This window comes from Protofrankia sp. Cj3 (genome assembly GCF_917627355.1).
In the GTDB taxonomy this organism is placed as follows: domain Bacteria; phylum Actinomycetota; class Actinomycetes; order Frankiales; family Frankiaceae; genus Protofrankia.
Genome location: NZ_CAKJTR010000067.1, coordinates 3,934 through 25,429, shown reverse-complemented (window position 1 = coordinate 25,429; position 21,496 = coordinate 3,934). Strand labels below are relative to the sequence as shown.

19 protein-coding genes are annotated in these 21,496 nt (G+C 68.5%); 12 read left to right on the top strand and 7 right to left on the bottom strand.

Features of this window, described 5'->3' with window-relative positions; all coding sequences use genetic code 11:
• Positions 1-29 precede the first annotated feature (29 nt).
• Positions 30-806, bottom strand: a complete 777-nt coding sequence (locus tag MJ783_RS11450) for an enoyl-CoA hydratase/isomerase family protein (protein ID WP_239310386.1) — start codon at positions 804-806, stop codon at positions 30-32.
• A 77-nt stretch (positions 807-883) separates the two neighbouring features.
• The gene (locus tag MJ783_RS11445) at positions 884-2,035 is read right to left on the bottom strand and encodes an acyl-CoA dehydrogenase family protein (protein WP_239345122.1); all 1,152 of its coding nucleotides are present in this window, start codon (positions 2,033-2,035) and stop codon (positions 884-886) included.
• A gap of 210 nt (positions 2,036-2,245) precedes the next feature.
• Between MJ783_RS11445 and MJ783_RS11440 the strand changes: the two genes are divergently transcribed.
• Positions 2,246-3,418 (top strand): acyl-CoA dehydrogenase family protein, encoded by a 1,173-nt coding sequence (locus tag MJ783_RS11440; protein WP_239310384.1) that lies wholly within the window; start codon positions 2,246-2,248, stop codon positions 3,416-3,418.
• Between the two features lie 375 nt (positions 3,419-3,793).
• Here MJ783_RS11440 and MJ783_RS11435 read toward each other — a convergent pair whose 3' ends face one another.
• Positions 3,794-4,093: a WhiB family transcriptional regulator gene (locus MJ783_RS11435; RefSeq protein WP_239310383.1), complete on the bottom strand. Its 300-nt coding sequence runs from the start codon at positions 4,091-4,093 to the stop codon at positions 3,794-3,796.
• Positions 4,094-4,258: 165 nt separating this feature from the next.
• Here MJ783_RS11435 and MJ783_RS11430 point away from each other — a divergent pair, with 165 nt between their 5' ends.
• Both MJ783_RS11430 and MJ783_RS11425 read left to right on the top strand, forming a co-directional pair.
• On the top strand, positions 4,259-5,053 hold the full coding sequence (locus MJ783_RS11430; RefSeq protein ID WP_239310382.1) for a GntR family transcriptional regulator: 795 nt from the start codon (positions 4,259-4,261) through the stop codon (positions 5,051-5,053).
• Positions 5,050-5,721: a YdcF family protein gene (locus MJ783_RS11425; RefSeq protein WP_239310381.1), complete on the top strand. Its 672-nt coding sequence runs from the start codon at positions 5,050-5,052 to the stop codon at positions 5,719-5,721. Before MJ783_RS11430 ends, MJ783_RS11425 begins: the two co-directional genes overlap by 4 nt.
• Before the next feature lie 72 nt (positions 5,722-5,793).
• Here MJ783_RS11425 and MJ783_RS11420 read toward each other — a convergent pair whose 3' ends face one another.
• From MJ783_RS11420 to MJ783_RS11410, 3 genes are all read right to left on the bottom strand, one after another.
• Positions 5,794-6,672 (bottom strand): enoyl-CoA hydratase-related protein, encoded by an 879-nt coding sequence (locus MJ783_RS11420; RefSeq protein WP_370651600.1) that lies wholly within the window; start codon positions 6,670-6,672, stop codon positions 5,794-5,796.
• Between the two features lie 62 nt (positions 6,673-6,734).
• Positions 6,735-7,661, bottom strand: a complete 927-nt coding sequence (locus MJ783_RS11415) for an SDR family oxidoreductase (RefSeq protein WP_239310379.1) — start codon at positions 7,659-7,661, stop codon at positions 6,735-6,737.
• A 70-nt stretch (positions 7,662-7,731) separates the two neighbouring features.
• On the bottom strand, positions 7,732-8,739 hold the full coding sequence (locus MJ783_RS11410) for an LLM class F420-dependent oxidoreductase (protein WP_239310378.1): 1,008 nt from the start codon (positions 8,737-8,739) through the stop codon (positions 7,732-7,734).
• A gap of 151 nt (positions 8,740-8,890) precedes the next feature.
• Here MJ783_RS11410 and MJ783_RS11405 point away from each other — a divergent pair, with 151 nt between their 5' ends.
• Positions 8,891-9,892, top strand: a complete 1,002-nt coding sequence (locus MJ783_RS11405; RefSeq protein ID WP_239310377.1) for an LLM class flavin-dependent oxidoreductase — start codon at positions 8,891-8,893, stop codon at positions 9,890-9,892.
• Between the two features lie 83 nt (positions 9,893-9,975).
• On the opposite strand, the gene MJ783_RS11400 is transcribed toward MJ783_RS11405, so the two are convergent.
• Complete coding sequence (locus tag MJ783_RS11400) at positions 9,976-10,752, bottom strand: FadR/GntR family transcriptional regulator (RefSeq protein WP_239310376.1); 777 nt, start codon at positions 10,750-10,752, stop codon at positions 9,976-9,978.
• A 207-nt stretch (positions 10,753-10,959) separates the two neighbouring features.
• Between MJ783_RS11400 and MJ783_RS11395 the strand changes: the two genes are divergently transcribed.
• The 8 genes from MJ783_RS11395 to MJ783_RS11360 form a co-directional block, all read left to right on the top strand.
• Positions 10,960-11,460: a DoxX family protein gene (locus MJ783_RS11395; RefSeq protein ID WP_239310375.1), complete on the top strand. Its 501-nt coding sequence runs from the start codon at positions 10,960-10,962 to the stop codon at positions 11,458-11,460.
• Between the two features lie 153 nt (positions 11,461-11,613).
• Positions 11,614-13,275: a DUF2142 domain-containing protein gene (locus MJ783_RS11390; RefSeq protein WP_239310374.1), complete on the top strand. Its 1,662-nt coding sequence runs from the start codon at positions 11,614-11,616 to the stop codon at positions 13,273-13,275.
• 22 nt (positions 13,276-13,297) lie between these two features.
• Positions 13,298-15,568, top strand: a complete 2,271-nt coding sequence (locus tag MJ783_RS11385) for a protein kinase (RefSeq protein ID WP_370651599.1) — start codon at positions 13,298-13,300, stop codon at positions 15,566-15,568.
• An 832-nt stretch (positions 15,569-16,400) separates the two neighbouring features.
• Positions 16,401-19,166: a sensor histidine kinase gene (locus tag MJ783_RS11380; RefSeq protein ID WP_239310373.1), complete on the top strand. Its 2,766-nt coding sequence runs from the start codon at positions 16,401-16,403 to the stop codon at positions 19,164-19,166.
• Positions 19,166-19,585, top strand: coding sequence for a roadblock/LC7 domain-containing protein (locus tag MJ783_RS11375; protein ID WP_239310387.1), 420 nt, complete (start codon positions 19,166-19,168; stop codon positions 19,583-19,585). Before MJ783_RS11380 ends, MJ783_RS11375 begins: the two co-directional genes overlap by 1 nt.
• 93 nt (positions 19,586-19,678) lie before the next feature.
• Positions 19,679-20,047: a DUF742 domain-containing protein gene (locus tag MJ783_RS11370; protein ID WP_239310372.1), complete on the top strand. Its 369-nt coding sequence runs from the start codon at positions 19,679-19,681 to the stop codon at positions 20,045-20,047.
• The gene (locus tag MJ783_RS11365) at positions 20,028-20,660 is read left to right on the top strand and encodes an ATP/GTP-binding protein (RefSeq protein WP_239310371.1); all 633 of its coding nucleotides are present in this window, start codon (positions 20,028-20,030) and stop codon (positions 20,658-20,660) included. The genes MJ783_RS11370 and MJ783_RS11365 overlap by 20 nt, the downstream gene beginning before the upstream one ends.
• 18 nt (positions 20,661-20,678) lie before the next feature.
• The coding region (locus MJ783_RS11360; protein WP_239310370.1) for a TrmB family transcriptional regulator at positions 20,679-21,496 on the top strand (818 nt) is incomplete at its 3' end.

Below are 21,496 nucleotides of genomic sequence, written 5' to 3'. Positions count from 1 at the left end.
GTCGGCACCCGTTCCGCTGGGAGACACGCTCATGACCTGGTCTGGAAGCTCTCGACGTTGCGGCGCAGCTCCTCGGTGGTGAACGACTCGCCCTCCGCGGCCAGGGAGAAGTCCAGCACCAGCCGGGCTGCCTGCGCCAGGTGCAGGTTGATCGCCCGTTTGGTGTCCTGGACCGCCTGCGGAGGCAGCCCGGCGAGCTTGTGCGCGACCCGGCGCGCCTCGGCCAGCAGCTCCCCGGCCGGGACCACCCGGTTGGCCAGGCCGAGGGCGACAGCCTGGTCCGCGGGGATGCGATCACCGGTGAGCAGGTACTCCTTGGCCCGCAGGATGCTCGTGGCCAGCGGCCAGAACGCCGCGCCGCCGTCGCCCGCGACCAGGCCCACCTGCACGTGCGGATCAGCCAGGAAGGCGGTGTCGGCGATCAGGACGATATCGCTCATGACGGCGATGGTCGCCCCGAGGCCCACCGCCGGGCCATTGACCGCCGTCACCACCGGGAGGTGGAAGCGGACGATCTCATCGGCGAGCCGCCGCGCCTCGCGCATCGAGTGGCGGCGGACCTCCACGTCAGCAATCTGCCTGGCCATACCCGGGATGTCGCCACCCGCGCTGAACGCACGCCCCGCCCCGGTGAGCACCACCGCGCGGGCATCCCGGTCGCCGGCGATGCGCGCCCAGACCTCGGCGACAGCTTCATGCAGGCCGTCCGCGAACGCGTTCAACGCGTCCGGCCGGTTCAGCGTGACAATGCGCACCGGGCCGTCCGACTCGACGAGGAGGACGCCCCCGAAGTCGTAGTCCGCCATATTCAGTGGCTGCCTCTCCTGGAGAACCCCGGGGAAGTTCCGGGACAACCGCGGTCAGACTGCGGTCAGACTGGCTGTCAGTAGCTGCGCAGGCCCATGCTGCGCGCGATCGCGTTGCGCTGGATCTGGCTGGTGCCGCCCGAGATCGGCGCGACGATGGACTCGCGCCAGCGGAAGCTCATCACGCTCTCGGTGGCGAAGCCATGGCCGCCGAGGATCTGCATACCCCACCGGGCCGCCGAGACATAGGTTTCGGACCCCTTGAGCTTGGCCATCGAGCCCTCGCGGGAACACGGCCGGCCCTGCGCGTGCAGCCAGGCGGCCCGGTAGGACAACAGCCGGGCGGAGTCGATCTCGACCTGGAGATCGGCCATCGCGTGTGACAGCGACTGGAAGTTGCCGATCGGACGGTCGAACTGCTGGCGCTGCTTGGCGTACTCCAGTGCCTCGTCGAGCGTGGCCTGGGCGACGCCGACGTATGCGCCGCTCATGAGCACGCGCTCGAGGTCGAGGCCGGAGAGCATGACCTTCCAGCCGCCGTGCAGCGGGCCGACCAGGTTCTCCCGGGGAACGACCACGTCGTGCAGGAAGACCTCGTTGGTGCCGAGGATGTGCCGGGCCAGCGTCGGCGTCCGGCGGATCTCCACGCCAGCGGTCGCGGGATCGACCAGCACCAGGGACAGCCCCTCGTGCTTCGGCGCGGACGGGTCGGTGCGCACGTACATCGCGATGGTCGTGCCGGGCAGGCCCGCCCCCGTACACCACGCCTTCTGGCCGTTGAGGACGAAATGGTCGCCGTGGTCGGCCGCGGTGGTGCGCAGCGCCGCGACGTCGGAGCCGGCGTCCGGCTCGCTCATGGCGATGGCGAAGCGCTCGGTGCCGTCGAGCATGCCGGGCAGGTACCGGTCGCGCTGGGCCTGCGTGCCCCACTTCAACAGGGTGAGCCCCGGGATGAAGGTCCCCGAATAGCACATGGCGATGTCGAGGCTGGCACGCCCGAGCTCCTCGGCGAGCAGGACGAGCTCGAGCGCGGTCCCGCCGCCCCCGCCGCTGTCCTCGGGCAGCGGGAGGCCGAACCACCCGAGGTCGGCCATGCCGCGAAAAAGCTCCTTCGGCAGGATGCCCTGTTCGTCCCATTCCTTGGCCAGCCGCGGCGGGCAGGTGCGCGAGACGAAGTCCCGTGCGGTCCGCGCCAGCATCCGCTGCTCGTCCGTGAGGTCAAAGTCCACGACAGCACCTCTCCCATCAGATAAATCAGCTAACCATAGCCCGTCGGATGATGTGGGTGGACCCGCCGACAGCCAGCGCACGACCAACCGCACGCCCGGCACGCCCCGCGGGACTTGCTATAGCCCTACCTATCAGCTAACTTTTTATACGATTTTGTATCCTGAATCAGCCAGAGGCGCCCGCCTGGGCGCGAGTGGGCGAGGTAGCCGATGGACGTTGCCGTCACCGCGCAGGACAGGCAGTTCCAGGAGGAGGCGCGGTCATGGCTGGCCGATCATCTCACCGGTGACTTCCGGAGCATCCTGGGCGTCGGCGGCCCAGCGGACGATACCGCCTGGGAGCTCCGCCGGGAGTGGGAGAAGCTCCTCGCGAAGGACAAGTGGCTGAACATCGCCTGGCCGGTCGAGTACGGCGGCCGCGGGGGGACGCTGGCCCAGGAGATCATCTTCCAGGTCGAGCACGCCCGGGCACAGGCACCGTACTGGGTGGGAGTCCACGGCCGTGACCTGTTCGGGCCGACCCTGCTCGCGTTCGGCACCCCCGAGCAGAAGGCCCGCTTCCTCCCGAAGATCACACAGGTCGAGGAGTTCTGGGGGCAGGGCTTCAGCGAGCCCGACGCCGGCAGCGACCTGGCCGGCCTGCGCACCCGCGCCGAACTCGACGGCGACGAATGGGTGATCAACGGCCAGAAGATATGGACGACGTTCGGCGGGTACGCCGACTGGCTCTACGTCCTGTGCCGCACCGACCCGGACGCCCCCAAGCACCGGGGGATCTCGATGCTTCTCGTGCCCCGCCACCAGCCCGGTGTCGAGGTCCGGCCGATCCGGAACATGGCCGGCGGGACGGAGTTCGCCGAGGTCTTCCTCAGTGACGCCCGCACCAGCAAGGACCTGGTCGTCGGCGAGGTCAACGGTGGCTGGCGCGTGGTCATGGGCACCCTCGGCAACGAGCGCGGGGGCACCACCGTGCTGCCCTTCCAGGCCGGGTTCGAGCGCGAGATGCGGGCACTGATCGACCTCGTGAAGTCCCGCCCGGCCGACCCAGTGCTGCGCGACCGGATCGCGTCCGCCTACGTCGGCCTGCGGGTCATGCAGGCGATGAACATCCGCACGATCAGCCGGGCAGTCGCGAACGCGCACCCCGGGCCGGAGTCCTCGATCTCGAAGCTGTTCTGGTCCACCTGGCACCGGGACTTCGGTGAGCTGCTGATGGACGCGACCGGCGCCGACTCGATGCTGGTCGGGGACCACTACAAACTGAGCCTGTTCCAGGCGAGCTTCCTGAACTCCCGAGCGGAGACGATCTACGGAGGCGCTGTCGAGATCCAGCACAACATCCTGGGCGAGCAGGTCCTGGGCCTGCCCAAAGAACCACGCTGACCGGTCGGAACCGATCTTTTCCAGCCGGCGGCCCGGGCCCTGCGCCGCGCGCTGCGGCTCCCGTCCGGGCCGCGGTGAGCAGTTCTCGTACCGCACGAACCAGCGCGGGCGGCTGACCGGACAGGCCCAGCCGCCGGCCGGCCGCGTCCCGCCGGCCCAGCGTGCGCACGAGTACCTCGCGATCGGCGCGGACATTCACCTCATCGGCGTCAGCGGCCACAGTCTGCGCATAGGCGAGCAGGGCGTCCGTCTCCGCCTCCACCGCCCGGCCGTACTCCCACGCCGCCTGCCATAACACTGCGGCCTGGTCCCGGACGACCGTCAACGCCCGTGTCATCTGCTCGGCCGTCGCGGACGACCGCGGGGTGAGGGCGCTCATGGCATGAGCGCCTGGAGCGGGAGCCGGGCTTCGCTGTGAACCAGGCTCCGTCGCTGGTCCGGGTCCAGACCACCCCAGACGCCAGTGTCCTCTCCGGTATTCACTGCCTGGTCCAGGCAGCCCCGAGTCACTGGGCAGCGGCCGCATACCGCCTTGGCCATCGCGATCTGACGCTCCACAGCGGGCCCCGTCCTACCGACCGGGAAGAACAGCTCGGGATCATCGCCGCGGCAGACGGCACCATGCCGCCAGTCGACGTATCCATCAGGCGAGCGGGCAGAAGCAGAATCAGACACGGGTCTCGGCCTCCTCGGCGCAGGGGGTTGGGATCAAGGTCTCCGGCAGGATGTGAGAGCTCCGGCCACAGGCAACCTTCCTAGGAAGATTGGTGCGATCCCCAGCCTTCCCTACCTTCCTAGGTAGGTCAATACCTTCCTAGGAAGATGCTTAGACTCGGCGTTGTGACCAGCAGACGAGGCGCCTCGGAGCGCATCCGAGCCGACCTGCGGGCCGATATCGAGTCCGGACGGCTCGAGCCAGGAGCCGCGCTCCCCTCCACTGCTGAGCTGGCTCGGCGCTACGAGGTCGCGGCTGAGACCGCTCGTCTCGCGGTGACCAAACTGAAGGAGGAAGGACTTGTGGTCGGGCGAACGGGCGCGGGCGTCTATGTACGGCCTCGGCCGCCATTGCGGCGGCTCGGTGTCGATCGGTATGACAAGGCCAAATGGCGCGACTGCGACCAAGTGGCGTTCATTGCGGACAGGATCGCGTCCGGCCGTACATGGGAACGTAACGATCAGACGCAGACGGTACGGCGGATCCCCGCTCCGGCCAGGGTTTCGGCCGCACTCGGTCTACCAGACGAAGCCGACGTGTACGAGCGGGCCAGGCTGGTCCGCGAACAGGGCACGCCCACGCACACACTGACGAGTTACTACCGTCCCGAACACGTCGAGGGCACCCGTCTGCTGGAGCTCACCGCCGGGCCGGCTGGACCCGGCGGCGGGTTCCGTGTGCTGTATGAGCAGGGTCTGGAAATCGCGCACATGACCGAGGAGCTCCAAGCACGGATGCCGACTCCCGCGGAGCTGGAGACATTGTCCTTGCCTTCCGGCGAGCCGGTCGTCGAACTGCATCGCACGGCCCGCACAGCGGATGGTGTCGTGGTCGAGTACGCCGTGGGGGTGCATGCCGCGTCGCGGTTCACCTGGTCTTACAGCTTCGAGGTGCCCGACTCCGCCCGGTCGGCGTCATGACCAGCGGCGGACGGCCTGCCGCCATCCCTGCCGCTATCCGCGACTGCGTGCGGATCCTATGGGACTACCACAACCTGCGCCACGAGCTGCGGCCCACCGATGTGGGCATTGGACTGGGTAGCCACGATCTTGCCGTAGCCACCTGCGCAGCGGACCTTTACCGACGAGGGCTGTACCCGCACATCGTCTTCACCGGCGCGAACGCGCCTACCACTCTTACCGTGTTCCCTCGAGGTGAGGCGGTCCACTACCGCGAGCACGCATTGACCCTCGGCGTCCCGGATGCCGCCATCCTGATCGAGCCGCTGGCACGCAACACCGGTGAGAACATCACCTTGGCCCGCGATCTCCTACGCAACCAGGGCCATACAGTTCGATCAGCTACCCTAATCTCCCGGCCCTACCAGCAGCGGCGAGCGTACGCCACCTGCCGCAAGCTCTGGCCGGAGGTCACCGTCCAATGCGCATCTCTGCCACTCACGCTGGACGACTACGTGACGACCATCGGAGACGTCGGCCGGGTCGTGTCGATGCTGGTGGGCGATACCCAACGCATCTGGGTCTACGCCGACCGCGACTTCGCTATCCCCCAGCCGATCCCGCCCGACGTACACGCGGCCTACCAGGCGCTGGTAGAGGCCGGGTATACACGTCGGCTCGTTGCCTGACCTCCTGACCTCCGCGATCTCCGCGATCTCCCATCCACAGCGTCGGCCTGATGATGTGGGTCCGGGGAAGCGTCAGCCGAGGACGTCGTCAGCCGCCAGGTGGCCGCCGGGCACGGGGGCACCGAGCAGCGCGCTCGGGTCGAAGTCGTCGGCCAGCGGAGCGAACCGCGGCGGACGACGCTCCAGGAAACTCCCGACTCCCTCGGCGAAGTCGCCCGCCCCGTTGGTCACCTCCATCACCCGGAACGACCTGCGCAGTGCCTCGTCCAGGCCCACCTCGAGATCGCCATAGACCTGATGGCGGATGGCGGCCATCGCCGTCGGCGCACAGTTGCGGGCCAGCTCACCCGCGTAGGCCTGGGCCTGCGCGAGCACGTCGTCGCGTTCGGCCACCCGGCTGACCAGCCCGAGCCGGAGGGCTTCGTCCGCGTCGAACGTCCGGGCCGACAGCAGCAGGTCCAGCGCGTTCTCCAGCCCGACGTAGCGGGGCAGGACCCAGCTCAGGCCGTACTCGGCCGCGAGCCCACGACGGGCGAACGCCGTGGAGAACTTCGCGCCGCGGGCGGCGAAGCGGACGTCACACATGAGCGCCTGGACGAGCCCGATACCGGCGCATCCCCCGTTGACAGCGGCGACGAGCGGCTTGCGCAGGGTCCGCGGCCGGTACTGTGGCGGGCGCCCGGACAGATCGAGTCCCTTGCCTGCGCTGCTGTTGAGGCGGCTGGTGTCCAGCCCGGGGCAGAAGGTGGTGCCCGCGCCGGTGAGCACGACCGCACGGACGTCCGGATCGTGGTCGAGCAGGTCGAGCTGGCTGAAGTAGGCCGCCTCCAGCTCGGGTGACCAGCCGTTCCTGCGGTCCGGACGGTTGAACGTCACGGTCGCGACACCGTCACTGTCAGTTGCGCAAAGGATCAGGTCGTCCGACACCGCGCTCCCCTTCGAGTTGACCATCGGCTGTGACTGCCCGCCCCGCCCGTCAGGCGATGGGGCGGGGCGTGCGACGACGGGAGAGCTCAGTCCTTCGCCGCGACCCCGGGCAGGGTCGGGGGCAGTCCCGGATCGTGGTTCACGAACAGCCGCGGCCCCTCGGCCACCAGTTCCTCGGTTGTCCAGGCCCGCTCGCCCGCGTCGATGGTGGCGGCGATCTCCCAACCGCGGAAGACCGAGACGACCGAGCCGTAGACGTGGAAGATCTGGCCGGTGATGTCGGCCGCGGCCGGGCTGGCCAGCCAGCCGACCAGCGGGCTGACGTGCTCGGGCGCCCGGTCGTCGAAGCTGCCCTCCGCCACCTGCCCATAGCCTGCGAAGGTCTGGGTCGTCATGCGGGTGCGCGCCCGGGGCGCGATCGCGTTGGCCGTCACACCGATCCGGGCCAGCTCGCGGGCCATCACGACGGTGAGCGCGCTGATCCCGGCCTTCGCGGCCGCGTAGTTGGCCTGCCCGAAGTTGCCGACGAGGCCCGACTCACTGGTGGTGTTGATGATTCGGCCGTAGACCTCCTCGCCGGCCTTCGCGCGGGCCCGCCAGTACCGGGCCGCGAACCGGGCCGGGGCGAAATGGCCCTTGAGGTGCACCTCGATGACGGAGTCCCAGTCGTCCTCGTCGAGGTTGAAGAACATCTTGTCGCGGACGAACCCGGCGTTGTTGACGAGGACGTCCAGGCCGCCGAAGGTGTCCACAGCCTGCTGGACGAGCCCGTCGGCGCCCTTCCAGTCCGCGACGCTGTCGAAGTTCGCGACCGCCTCGCCGCCCGCGGCGACGATCTCGTCCACGACCTGCTGCGCGGGCCGTCCCTCGTCCTTGCCGGCACCGTCCCAGGCCACGCCCGGGTCGTTGACGACGATCCGGGCGCCCTGGCTCGCGAGCAGCAGCGCGTGCGCGCGGCCGAGACCGCGCCCCGACCCGGTCACGATGGCGACCTTGCCGTCCAGAATGCTCATTTCTCTCCCTGATCGGTTACCTGACGGCCACTACCGACGGTTGGGCCAGCCCCCGCGCCGGCAGGAGCGCTCAGCCGCGGATGGCGTCGAGGACCTCCGGCCACATGGCCGGGTCGCTCTCATAGGTCGCATAGCAGGTGATGCGAGTGGCGACATCGCCGTACCGTTCCCGCAGGCCCTTGCCGACCTCCGTGGGCGAACCGACGACGGAGAACGTCCGCAGGATCTCGTCGTCGATCAGATCACCCATCTCCGACCAGCGGTTCTGCTTGCTCATGCGGGTCAGCTCGGTCTGCAGGTCGCCCCAGCCGTGCAGGTCGAGAACCCCGCGGTAGGCGGGCGTGGAGGCGTAGAAGGCGATCTGCTTCTTCGTGCCGGCGATGGCCGTCGCGAGCTCCGCCTCGTTGCGGCCCACCGTCGCGAACGCCGGGCCGGCCAGGACGAAGTCCGACAGCGTCCGGCCGATCTTCGCCCGGCCCCGCTCCAGCGCCGGGAGCGTGACCTCACGCAGGTACCGCGGCGTCGAGAACGCATGGAAGAACATGCCGTCAGCCACTTCGGCGGCCACCTCGGTCATCATCTCGCCGACGGCCGCGAGGTACACCGGCGGCGCGCCCCACTCGTGCGCCTCCGGGGAGAAGAACGGCGTCATGAGAGTGTGCGTGTAGAACTCGCCCGTGAACGACAGCGGCGTTCCGTTCTGCCAGGTGTCCCAGATGGCGCGCATCGCGAGCACAAACTCACGCATCCGGGCGGCCGGCCGTGACCACGGCATCGAGAAACGCCGCTCGATGTGCGGCTTGACCTGGGAGCCCAGCCCGAGGACGAACCGCCCCCGGGAGTAACGAGCAAGGTCGAAACCCACGTTCGCCAGCGTCATCGGTGTCCGGGCGAAGGCGATCGCGATAGAGGTCCCGACCGTCAGGTCGCCGGTGGCGTCGCACGCCCGCAGCGACAGCAGGAACGGATCGTGCCGCGTCTCGCCCAGCCACAGGCCGTCATAGCCCGCGGCCTCGGCTTCCCGCGCGTTGCGATGAACGACATCGATGTCCTTCGGAAGCGTCGTATCGATCTTCACAGAACCTCCCCGGCCAGCCGACAGGCGGCACGCCGCACCCGGACGCACCCGAGGACATGAAGATGCCTCATCTGTATTGTCTACCTTATTTATTAGCGAGGCGGCCAGACCTTCACGACGCGCCCGCACCGTCCGGACGAAGGAGACGAGCATGCAGGTCGGCCTCTACTTCGACCTCCGCAACCCGCCGGAACGCCGCCAGGACCCAACCCGCCTGTACGGTTTCACCCTGGAGATGTGCCAGGAGGCGGAGCGGCTGGGCGCGGACTCGATCTGGGTGACCGAACACCATCTGTTCGATGACGACTACCTTCCGCAACCGCTGACCTTCGCGGCGGCCATCGCGGCCCGGACGAGCCGGGTACGCATCGGTACCGGCATCATGATCGCCCCGCTGCACGCGGCGGTCGAGATCGCCGAACAGGCCGCGGTGGTGGACATCATCAGTGGTGGCCGCCTTGACCTCGGCCTGGGCGCGGGCTACCGGATACCGGAGTTCGAGCTGTTCGGCGCCGATCCGGCGAAGCGCTACGGTGCCACCGACCGGCGGGTCCGTGAGCTGCGGCAGATCTGGGCCGAGGGCCGGGTGACCCCGCGCCCCGTCCAGGAACGGCTGCCCATCTGGCTCGGTTACCTGGGCCCCCAGGGCGCCCGGCGGGCCGGTCTGCTCGGTGAGAACCTGCTGTCGGCCTTCGGCCCGATCGCCGAGCCGTACCGCAAGGGGCTCGCGGAAGCCGGGCACGCCCCCGAGACCGCCCGCATGGCTGGCGGCATCCAGGGCTGGGTCAGTGACGACCCGGAACGCGACTGGCCGGTCATCGGCGGGTACCTCGCCTACCAGCTCGACTCCTACCGCCGGCACATGGTGGAGGGAACCGGCGCCCCGACGCCACGGCCGGTCGACCCCGACCGCGTCCGGGCCCGCGAGGCGTCCAAGAGCCCGATCGACTACTTCCACTACGGCACGCCCGAGGAGGTCGCGAGCGGTATCCGGGCCTTCGTCGGCGACGCACCGGTCGACACCGTGTACCTGTGGGCCTCGCTCGGCGGAATGCCGGCGGACCTCGTGGCCCGCCACGTCGACATCGTGTGCACCAGACTCGCGCCCCTGCTTCGCGAGACCAGCGCACCGGCCACGCCATCGGCCCGATAGTGGGCGGCCGGGCCGACGGGTCACGACCATCCGGCCCGCCGCGGTTCCCGCCAGCGGCCCGGCAGGAGAGCGGGATGGCAGCCTCAGCCGAGCACGTCAAGCACGCTGGCCTCATCAAAATGCGCCAGGACAAGCTGATTGGTCTCCACCAGATGACGCCGCCAGAAAAGCTCCGCCCCGGTGGCGTCGCCAGTCGCGATCAGATCAACCAGCCGCCGGTGCGCACGCAGGGCAAGATCGTCCTCATGGGACTCCGCCCCGCTACCGGAGGGCAGCGCGGCCCGGTGCGCCATGGCCACTCCGGTGACCAGGTGATGCAACATTCTCGTCAGGACCGCCAGGGTCTGGTTGCCGGCCAGCTCCACCATTGTCTCGTGGAAGTCGGTGTGCGCTGGAATCAGGCTTTCCGGGCCGGTCAGGCGTTCTTCATCGCAATCGAGATGCGCCGTGAGCGCCTCGACATCCCGCCGCCGCCGCCGCGCCGCCAGCAGCCGAGCGGCCGGTGGCTCAATCACCGAACGGGCTTCCAGCACGTCGGCGACCGTCACGTTGTCGTGCTGGAGGACCAGCCCCACAAAACGTGCCGCCACATCGCCGTTGGGAACATGCACCCGTGCCCCGCCGTGAGCGCCCCGCCGCACACCGATCAGGCCCTCGGACTCCAGCACCCGGAAAGCCTCACGCAGCGTCGGTCGCGAGACATCGAACCTCGCCATCAGGGACGCCTCGTTGGGGAGGCCGTCACCTTCTCGAAGATCACCACGAATAATCTGCCGACGCAGGGCAGCCGCTACCAACTCGGCAGTCTTGGGCACCCGGACGTGGCCAGTCGCGTCGATGTCGGCGGGTCGTCTGCTCACCAACTCATCGTATAGTTCATTCAGCCATCATCGAAGCATCTTGGACGTAGAACGCCTGGCAACAGGGGCGTGGACCAAGGGGAGCGATGACGCAAGGTGCGTGCCCCAGCCCTGCTACGTCCGAGGTCCGAGAGGCCCGAGGCCCGGCTGGCACGCAGCGCCGCGGTACCCGGCACCGATCCACCAGTTCTTCCTCGGGAGCATGAAATGACCCATGTAGATACAGCCATCCTCCTGATTCGCCTGTGCGTTGGGCTCACCCTGGTCGCCCACGGATGGAACCACCTGTTCGGTGGCGGCCGGATAGCCGGCGCGGCCGGCTGGTATGGCTCCATGGGCCTGCGTCCCCCACTCGTGCAGGCCTGGATGTCAGTGCTGTTCGAGTTCGCGGCGGGCATCGGCCTCGCCGCCGGCTTCCTCACCCCGCTGGCGGCCTCGGCCGCGGTCGGTCTCATGACGGTCGCGGGAGTGGTCGCGCACAGGCCGCACGGATTCTTCGTGTTCCGTGAGGGTTACGAGTACGTTCTGATGATCGCCGTGATCGCGGTCGCCATCGCTACCGCCGGTCCGGGCAAGGCCTCGCTCGACCACGCGATCGGCCTGGGTGGAGTCGGCTGGGCCGGCTTCGCGATCTCGACCGGCGTCGGCCTCGCGGGCGCCGCCGCGCTCCTGGTGACCAGCTGGCGGCCACAGCCTGTCAATCCCTGAACCCGCCTCAGCCGGCATCAGACCGGTGACGCGACAGGGAGACTACTGTGGCCCCGTGCGACGGGCTGCCGGGACGTCGCGGCGGGAGGATCTCCACATGTTGTCAGCAAGAACCTTCCCAGGCGGCGGTAAGCACGGATGAGGAGACCGCGGTTGCCCGGCGCCCGGGTGAGCCGTGCGCCGGTGCTCCTTCTCAGTGCGCTGACCTGCTGGATGCTGCTGTGGGCGCTGACCAATCCGCTGGGAACCGCCCCGGACGAGCCGAGCCATTACGCGAAGGCCGTGGCCGCGGGACACGGACAGATCCTCGGCGACGCTGTCCCGTTCGCGGAGATACAAGCGACGCGGGCATTCAGCGATGACTCGCTGCGCCAGGTCCGGAACGCCTACCGGAGTTTCCTGCTGCCAGCTGACCTCCGGGACACGACGAACCCTCCGTGCACCGCCCTGCACCCGGACGTGTCGGCGGCGTGCCTGCGCCTGCCGGCAGCTGTTCCGGACGGCCGGGTCAACAGCATCGTCGGCGCGTATCCACCCTGGCTGTACCTACCCGCGGGAGTTCTCACCCGGGCCGCCTGGTCGGTGCACTCCGGGTACCTCCTTGCGCGGCTGGGTTCCACCCTCATCTCGGCCGGGCTGCTCGGCGCCGGGCTGTGGCTGCTGCTGGGCGGGCAGCCACCAGCCGGGCAAGCACCAGCCGGGCAACGCGCCCGGCAGACCCTGCTGCTGGCCGGGTACGCCCTCGCCGCCACCCCGATGGTCATCTTTCTCAGCTCGCAGGTGGGTACCAGTGGCGCCGAGGTCACCGGAGCGATCGCATCCACCGCGGCGGCGCTGCGCCTGTCCCGTGCCGAACACCCCACGGCCCGGACCTGGTTGATCGCTGGTGCCGTTCTGGGCATCACCGCGCTGAGCCGTCCGCTGGCACCCCTGTGGGTGGCCTTCGCGATCGCTGTCGGGATCGGCCGTGCCGGCGGGCGCGCGGCGCTGCTGCGGCTGCGCGCGGCCGACCGGCCCTCGATCGCGGCAGTGACGGTCACCGCGGTGGGAATCGCCGCGACAGCGCTGTGGACGCAGAGCCTGTCGCTACGGACCCCTGTCCTGTGGGACCGCCTCGGCCGCGGTCTCGCGGCCGCCGTCGAACTGGCCCCGGAGTCCGCCCGCCAGGCTGTCGGGGTCTTCGGCTGGCAGTCCGTCCCCATCCCGGACGCCGTGTACTGGCTGTGGGGACTGCTGGTGGCGGGGCTCCTGCTCGCCGCCTTCGCGGTCGGCCAGCGGCGCGATCGCGCGCTGCTCGCGGGCAGCCTCGCGGTGGTCATGGCCAGCTACGAACTGCTCGCCGCGGCCGTGTTCATCCAGAACGGTTTTGGCATGCAGGGCCGGTACATCCTGCCTGTGCTGGTCATGCTGCCCCTGCTGGCGGCGGAGGTGCTCGCCGTCCGGCTGCCCGAGCGCCTTTGCGGCCATGCGGCCACGGTGGCGGTCGGCATCATCGTCATGACCGCGGCCGGCCAGTTCGTCGCGTGGGGCGCCAACAGCCACCGGTACGCGGTCGGCATGGACGGACCCCTCTGGTTCGTGCCCCGCCCCGCCTGGTCACCATCGGGCGGCTGGCTTGTCTGGCTGCTTCTCGCCTGCCTCCCTGTCGTTGTGACCCTCGCCGCGGCCCAGTCCTGCCGCCCGGTGCGGGCCGGCCGGCCACATGGTCCGCTCTCCCGGCGCTACCGTGCGGCCGGCGCCGCCGAAAGCGTGACGACGCGGCCGGCGCGAACGCACAATCCAGGTGGCATGCTGCACTGGGACAACTCGGCGTAACAAACACCGCGGAGGGGACGACGTGGCTGCCGCTCCAGAGGCCAGCCGCATCGTGGCTGGCCGGTACCGGCTCATCGAACGGCTCGGCACCGGTGGGATGGGCACGGTGTGGCGCGCCTTTGACGAGGTGCTGCTGACCGAGGCTGCTCTCAAAGAGGTCGACCTCGGCGACGCTCCTGATCCGTTCGAGCGGGCCGACCGGGTGGAAAGAGCTCTCCGGGAGGCCAGACACGCCGCGAGGCTGCGTGGCCATCCGCATGTCGTGACCATCCTCGATGTGATCGTCGAGGATGGTCTGCCATGGATCGTCATGGAGCTGGTGCCGTCCCAGTCACTGTTCCAGCTGGTCCGCGATCACGGTCCGCTGTCCGTCGCGGAGGTTGCCCGTATCGGGATCGCGATCGGCGACGCGCTGGCCGCCGCGCACGCGTTCGGGATTCTGCACCGCGATGTGAAGCCCTCGAACGTGCTGATCGGAACCGACGGCAGGGTGGTCCTGACCGACTTCGGCATCGCGACCCGGGACAGCGACTCAGCTCTCACCGTCACCGGCGTGCTCGGGACGCCGTCCTACATGTCACCGGAACGCCTGAACGGTGACCCGGCAACGCCTGAGGCGGACATGTTCGGCCTCGGCGCGACCCTCTACTTCGCTGTGGAGGGGAAGCCGCCGTTCTACCGGGAGACCTTCGCCGCGATGGTGGCGGCGATCCTGTTCCAGCCCCCCGCACAGACATACCGGGCGGGCCCGCTGGACGATGTTCTCACCGGCCTGCTCGACAAGGATCCGCGCACCCGCCTGACGTCCCGCCAGATGTACGGGCTCCTGATCGGCATCGCCGCGGCACGCCCGCCGGCTGCCCCGCCACCAGGCCGCCAGCCCGGCGGACGCCCGCGGGTCGTCAGCCGTGACGACGTCGGCCCGCGCTACGCCTTCGGCAGCGCCCCTGGGAGCACGACGCCCGAGGTCACAGCACCGGAGATCGCGCCGACCACCCGCGGCTCCCAGACAGCCCCTGATGATCAAGACGATGCGCCCGGCGCGCTCGCACCGCCGTCCAATCTGACCGCCACGCAGGAGAACGGAGCGGTGGTCCTGCGGTGGAGCGCGCCGACGTCGTCCGGCCCGCTCTCCTTCCGCGTCCTGCGCGTGGTGGCGGACCCGGCCGCACCGAGTGGACGGTCCGAACGCAGCCTCGGCATGACCGCCTCCACCGAGCTGTCCGACGCGGGTGTTCCCCACGGCGTGACGGTCTGGCACGAGGTGATGTCGGCGGCCGGCGGCCAGCGCTCGACGCCGGCCCGCACCCAGCCACTGGTGATCGCCCCAGATGTCACGGCGCTGCGCGCCCGCATGGACGGTGACGGCGTCGCCCTGTCCTGGACTCTCGCGGCAGGATACGACGACGTACTGATCGAGCGGACCTTTGACGAGTCGTCGCCGTTTCACGGGGCCACCCGTCGGGTCCGCGCCGCCGGCGGCCGCTATGTCGACCATGACGCGCAGACCGGGGCCACCTATCGCTATCGGGTACGGGTGTCCTACCCGGATCCGCTCGGCGCCCTGGCCCATACCGCGGGCGTGGACGTGGTCGTGAAAGTGATCGCCAGGCCGCGTCCGGTCCTCGACCTCGAGGCGGACGGCGATGGCGCGGTGACCACCCTGCGGTGGACGACCGTTCCCGGCGCGCTGGTGCGGATCTACGTCACCGAGGTGCCCGCCGGCTTACCCGAACGCCCGGCGGACCAGCCGCCTGACGGCGGCCCCACCCCGGCTGATCCGCTCCTCGCGACAGGCCCGTTCGGCGCTGTCGACGAAGAACTGCCCGTGGACTCGCTGGACGGGCACGCGCACCTGGCCGGCTCAAGCCGGCGTGGACGTCTCACCGTGGCCGCTGCCGGCGGGCCGGTCGTATACACCCCGGTCAGTGTCGCCGGCAACAGAGCGGTCGTCGGCCGCTCAACCCACCACCTGCCCACCGGGCCTATCCGTGCGCTGCATGCCGTCGACCGCGGCAACGAGATCGTCCTGACGTTCCAGATGCCACCTGGCATCACCGAAGCCAGGGTGCTGTGGCGCCATGACACGATGCCCACCGGGCCGGACGATCCGGCCGCCCGGAGCGCGAAGGTCACCAACGCCAGCCTGGAAATCAGAGGCGGCTGGCACCTGCGCGCGCCCGACAACGGACTGGTCTACCACTTCGCCGTCTATCCCCTGGTCCGGTCGGCGGATGGGGTCAGGGCGCTGTCCACCGGCACCTACGCGGTCCTCCGCACCGGCTCCCACTGATCATTCGACTCATTCGACCCCGCGCGTAGCCCGCCCGGACGCTTTTCACAACTCAACGGAAACACCATCCGAGCGGTTGGAAACAGCATTTCCCTACCACCAACAGTTCAGCCTGCCAACAAATACAATATGTTAACTAAATATTTACCAATCGCCGTACGATCAACATAAATCCGGCAATCAGTACCCATTTCCCTTCCTGTCATCTCATCCCTCGAAGACAAGTACGGGACACAATTCAGATCCCTTCGGGACCACCCGGTGATCCCGCGGGCACGGCAGAGCAGATTACGATCATGAAACTTTTAGCAGCTCACCGACCCGCTCGGATGCACGCCTTTTCGATACAGCACCGCTGGCACCAAATTCCCCAACGGCCGCGACCACGGTCCGGCAAAGCTCTCCCCAGGCACGCAGCAACCGCCCGCCAGGCGCCCATCGGCCGCCAGATAGAGTCTGTTACATGTGGAACTATTGGGAATATCCCCGTGGATGCCACTCCTTGCTCACGAGACAACCAGAACCACGCAAACGGACGCGTGGCGCCATTGCCGGCGCAAGGAGATACCCAACAATTCATCACAGAATTGGCTGTTCGTGCCAATGATCCATTGTCGGCCTTAGGCTGACCCAGCCAACCCGCAGCCGAACCTGTTGGGTGTACCCCCTCCGAACCTGGACTAATCACCCGGGTAGAGTCGTCTCGCCCACGGGGGGAGACCGAAGGGTTACGGTTTTCGCCCCGGGCCGTGGCAGGGCCGGGGCACGAAGGCTCTACAAGAACGCTCGCCCCAACGAGGCGCCAAGACACGGCGTCGGACGAGAGGATCGGATGCTCCAGAACTGGCCAATCCGCTCCAAGCTGGTCGCCATTCTCATCCTTCCGCTGATGGCGCTGACAGTTTTCAGCGCCATCCAGGTCCGGACGAACCTTGAGAGTGTCAGCGCAAGCGATCGGATCCGGACCCTCGCGGGTTTCTCAATCAAGGTCAACGATCTCGCTGATGCCCTCCAGAAGGAACGCAACGCAGCGGGCACGTATGTCGGGAGCGGATTTCGGGTCGGCTTGGACGACGTGCGAGCCACCCGGATCCCGACCGACGCGGCCCTGGAGACGTACCGAACCGACGTCGCGGAGCTTCCCAGCAGCGCAAGCAAGAATCTGCGACCCGTGCTGGAAGCCACCCGCAACCAGCTCGATCAGCTTGCCGCCCACCGGCAGTCGATCGACCTGGGGCAGACTGACCGTGACAAAAACGTCACCTTCTACACCCGAGGAATCACGGATCTGCTGACCGTCGTCGCCCAGGTTGGTCTTGGGTCGGACAACTCGGAACTCATCAACATGGCCGCGAGCCTGAGCAGCATGACGCGGGCGAAGGAGGCCGCCGCTCTCCAGCGCGGCTACGTGGCCGTGATCCTGTTCCTCCACCAGAGCAACGTCGGGGTCGTCAAGCTGATCCAGGCGAATGGCGGCGCGGAGGATGCCTGGATCACGCAGTTCCGCACCACCGCTTCCCAGCGGCAGCAGGACAGCTACGACAAGACGGTCGGCCCGGCCGTGGACGGCGTGACCCGGATGCGTGACGGCACGGTGTTCGCGGCCCAGATGAACCAGCCCATCACCATCGACCCACAGGCGTGGCTCACCGCGGCTGACGACAAGCTCGCCCGGATGGTCGAGGTGGAAAACCAGCTCTCGACCGACCTGCGGAACCGGAGCAACGCGATCGCCTCGACCGCGACCCGTGGCGCCTGGCTCGGCGGTGTCACCGTCGCGCTGGTTCTCGCCGTGTCGATCAGCATTTCGCTGTTCGTGGCGAGCCCGATGATCCGCCACCTCCGGCGCCTGCGGGGAGCCGCCCTGGAGGTCGCGAACAAGAGCCTGCCAGATGTCGTGGAACGGCTCCACCAAGGGGAACAGGTAAACATCGACAACGAGGCGTTCCCCACCGCGAGCCGGACCAAGGACGAGATCGGCCAGGTGGCCGATGCCTTCACCACCGTCCATCAGGTGGCTGTGCGCACCGCTGTCGAACAGGCGGCGATGCGCAAGAGCATCGGCGACACGTTCCTCAACCTCGCTCGCCGCAGCCAGGCGCTCATCCATCGCCAGCTCAAGGTCATCGACGGGCTGGAACGCAAGGAGACCGACCCGGACGAGCTGGCGGAGCTGTTCCGGCTCGACCACCTCGCGACACGCATGCGGCGCCACGCCGAGGACCTCATCGTGCTGTCCGGATCGAAACCAGCCCGCGGCTGGCGCCGGCCGGTCCCGCTCAAGGACGTCGTCCGCGGAGCCGTCGCCGAGGTGGAGGACTACACCCGCGTCAAGGTGCTGCCGATCTCGGGTTCCGCCGTCGGCGGCCACGCGGTCGGTGACGTGATCCACATGCTCGCCGAACTGATCGAGAACGCCACTTCCTTCTCCCCGCCGCACACTCCCGTCCACGTCTCCGGCCACGAGGTCTCCAACGGCTGCGTGGTCGAGGTCGAAGACCGCGGCCTCGGCATGACCGACGAGGAGTACAACGAGGTCAACGAGCGGCTGGGCAACCCGCCACCATTCGACCTCCAGACCAGTGAACGACTCGGCCTGTTCGTCGTCGGCCGGCTCGCCCAGCGGCACAGCATCCAGGTCCGGCTGCGGCCGTCACCGTATGGCGGAACCCTCGCCATCGTCCTGCTCCCAGCGGCGCTGCTGCGCGAGATCGACGCGACCGCCGGCCAGCAGAACCCGGCGATCTACGAAGAGACCTCCGGAGCGGTCTCCGCCGGCTCGTTCACGGACTCGCTCGGCGGCTCCGCCGAACCCAGCGAGTTCGGCGAACTGATGCCGGTGGGCGCGCCGGCCGCGTCCAGCAACGGCGACGGCGATGACCGGCCGCTCATGGACGATCTGCCCGTGTTCGCCACGATCCGTTCAAGCTGGTTCGTCGCCGAGCGGAACGGAGTCGGGAGCTCCGACAACGGTAAGAACGGCGAGCACTCTGGGCCATGGACGCGGCCGGACCCACAGCCCGCGTCCGATGCCTGGACCGAAGCTCCGGATACCCCGGCCGAGCTGCTTGACCCATCGAACCGGTGGGGCCAGCCGCCAGGCAATGATGGCCACCAGACCGGACCGACCAGTCGCTGGGAGGAACCGGCCGATACCTCAACACGTTGGACCACCGCGGCGTTCACTGACAACGGCCTGCCCGAGCGGGCCCATGCGCCCGAATCCCGGCCGGTCCCGCCGGCCTCGCCCTTCCCACCCAGCCCAGCCAGCCCACCCAGCCCACACTTCCCCCTGCCAACGGCACCATCCCAGACAACATCCTTTCCGCAGGTCGCGGCGTCAGCACCCGCATCGGAGCTGCCACCCGCCACACCACCGACAACGGACGCGGGCCTGCCGAAGCGGAGGCGACGGGCAAGTCTGGCTCCCGAGCTCAGGGGAACACCCGCCAACGAACCCACGGCCCCGCCGCTCCTTGTCGGGCAACGATCACCGGAGGAAATCCGGAACATGATGTCCTCCTTCCAGTCCAACTTCGGCCGCGGCCTGCAAGAAGGACCTAACCCGAACGGCGATGACGCCAGGAAGGTGATGTGATGCGCCATATCGGCCCGGCTGAAAACATGAGCTGGCTGTTGAACAATCTCACGCGGAAAGTACCGGAGGTCACCTACGCGATTGTGCTGTCATCGGATGGTCTCCTGCTGGCCACGTCGAACGGTATGGACCGGACCACCGCCGACCAGCTGGCCGCGGTCGCCTCGGGATTCAACAGCCTGGCCCGGGGGGCCGGGCGGTTCTTCCGCGGCGGCAATGTCCGCCAGACAATCGTCGAGATGGAACAGGGCTTCCTGTTCGTCACGGCCGTCGGCGACGGGTCGTGTCTGGCCATCCTCAGCACGCCTGGGTCGGATATCGGTCTGATCGCATACGAGATGGCCCTGCTGGTCATCCGTGTCGGCGAGTTCCTGACCCCCGAGCTACGTGCCGAGATGCAGGCGGCACTACCGCGCTGAGCGCCCGCCCGGTTGAAGGCGACGCGATTCTCGCTCTGTCGCGTCGCCGGAGACCAGCGGGGACCTGACCCCACGCCCTGATCAGGAGGACCCGTGGACGAGGAGTGGTACGACGAGGACGCAGGTCCGGTCGTCCGCCCCTACGCCGTCACCGGCGGCCGAACGCGGCCGGCGGCCAATCGCGCGCTGGAGCTCGTAGCTCTGGTGTCGACGACAGCGCACGGACGGGCAATGCTTCGGAACCTCGATCCCGAGCAGCAGGACATCGTGCTGCTCTGTCAGCACATCCAGTCGATCGCGGAGATCTCCGCCCAGCTCAGCCTTCCGGTCGGCGTGGCACGCGTCCTCGTCGGCGACATGATCGACGCTGGTCTCGTACACGTCACCCGCCCAACCCGACCGACCGAGCGTCCCGACGTAGCGCTGATGGAGAAGGTGCTCGATGGACTTCAGACCCTCTAGAACAAATACCACCGGCTCCGCACTCAATCCGGTTAAGATAATAATTGCCGGTGGATTCGGCGCCGGAAAAACGACCTTTGTGGGCGCCGTCAGCGAAATACCCCCGCTCACCACCGAAGCGGCGCTGACCTCCGCAAGCCTCGGTATCGACGACACGTCCCAGGTCAGTGCCAAGACCACGACCACGGTTGCCATGGACTTCGGCCGGATCACCCTGCTCGACAGCGTGATTCTGTACCTGTTCGGCACGCCCGGTCAGGACCGCTTCTGGTTCATGTGGGATGAGCTGGTCCTCGGCGCCATCGGCGCCATCGTGCTCGTGGACACCCGCCGGCTCTCGGACTCGTTCCCGGCGGTCGACTATTTCGAGGAACGCGATATCCCGTTCCTGGTAGCGGTCAACCAGTTCGACGGCTCAAAGGCGTACACCCTCGACGACGTCCGCAACGCTCTCGACATCGACGCTCGGCGACCCATCGTGTTCTGCGACGCCCGTCGGCGGGAATCCGTCCGGCAGGCCCTGATCGCGCTGGTCCGCCACGCCCTGGATGTGGTGGCAACCGAGACCCGACAGCGGGGTCTGTTGTCCGAGGCCAGCGCCCACGTCGACTAGCCGGCGCGGGAGAGGAAAGTGCTTGATCTTCTCGGCCTTGATGACGTCGCTCTCGCGGCCTACCGGCTGTGGCTACGCCAAGAGGACCTGACCACCGAGGACGTAAGCCTGACCCTCAGGCTTCCCACGAGCATTATCACGCGGGCCCGCGACAGGCTCATCGAGCTCTCGCTGCTGGTGATGTCCCGAGAGCATCCGGGCCGCCTCGTCGCGGTGCATCCCGAGGTCCCCCTGGAACAGCTGCTGCGCCAGCAACATGATCAGCTCATCCATCGGCAGGAACAGCTCATCCGCGCGCGTCTGCAGGTGAACACGCTGGTCGCCGACTACCTACAGGGGCGTCAGATCGGGGGGCACGGGGAGGCGGTGGAGCGTTTGGACGGCGCCGACGCCGTCGAGATCAAGGCGCGGGAACTGCTGGCCCGGGCGGAACGGGAAGTACTGATGCTGCACACCCAGCCCGGGCGGGAACCGCCCCTCACAGCTACGAGCACACAAGCTGTCCGAGGTGCGCTGGAGCGTGGAATCACCATGCGCGGCATCTACTCCCGCGGGACGCGTTCGGGCGGCATGACCGCCGCACGCATCCGTAACATAGCCGCACACGGCCTGGATCTACGTGTGATCGACGCCTCACCAGCGGATTTTGCCATCGTCGACCGCCAGATCGCTCTCGTCTTGCTGACGCTGGATCCATACGACAGCCATGCGCTGCTGCTGCGCGAGCCGGCGCTGACCAATCTGGCCGTGATGTTGTTCGACCACTTGTGGAAGTTCGCCGAACCGCTGGAGGCCGGCCGCAACGCGCTCGGCACGATCTCCGGTGGCGATCCAGC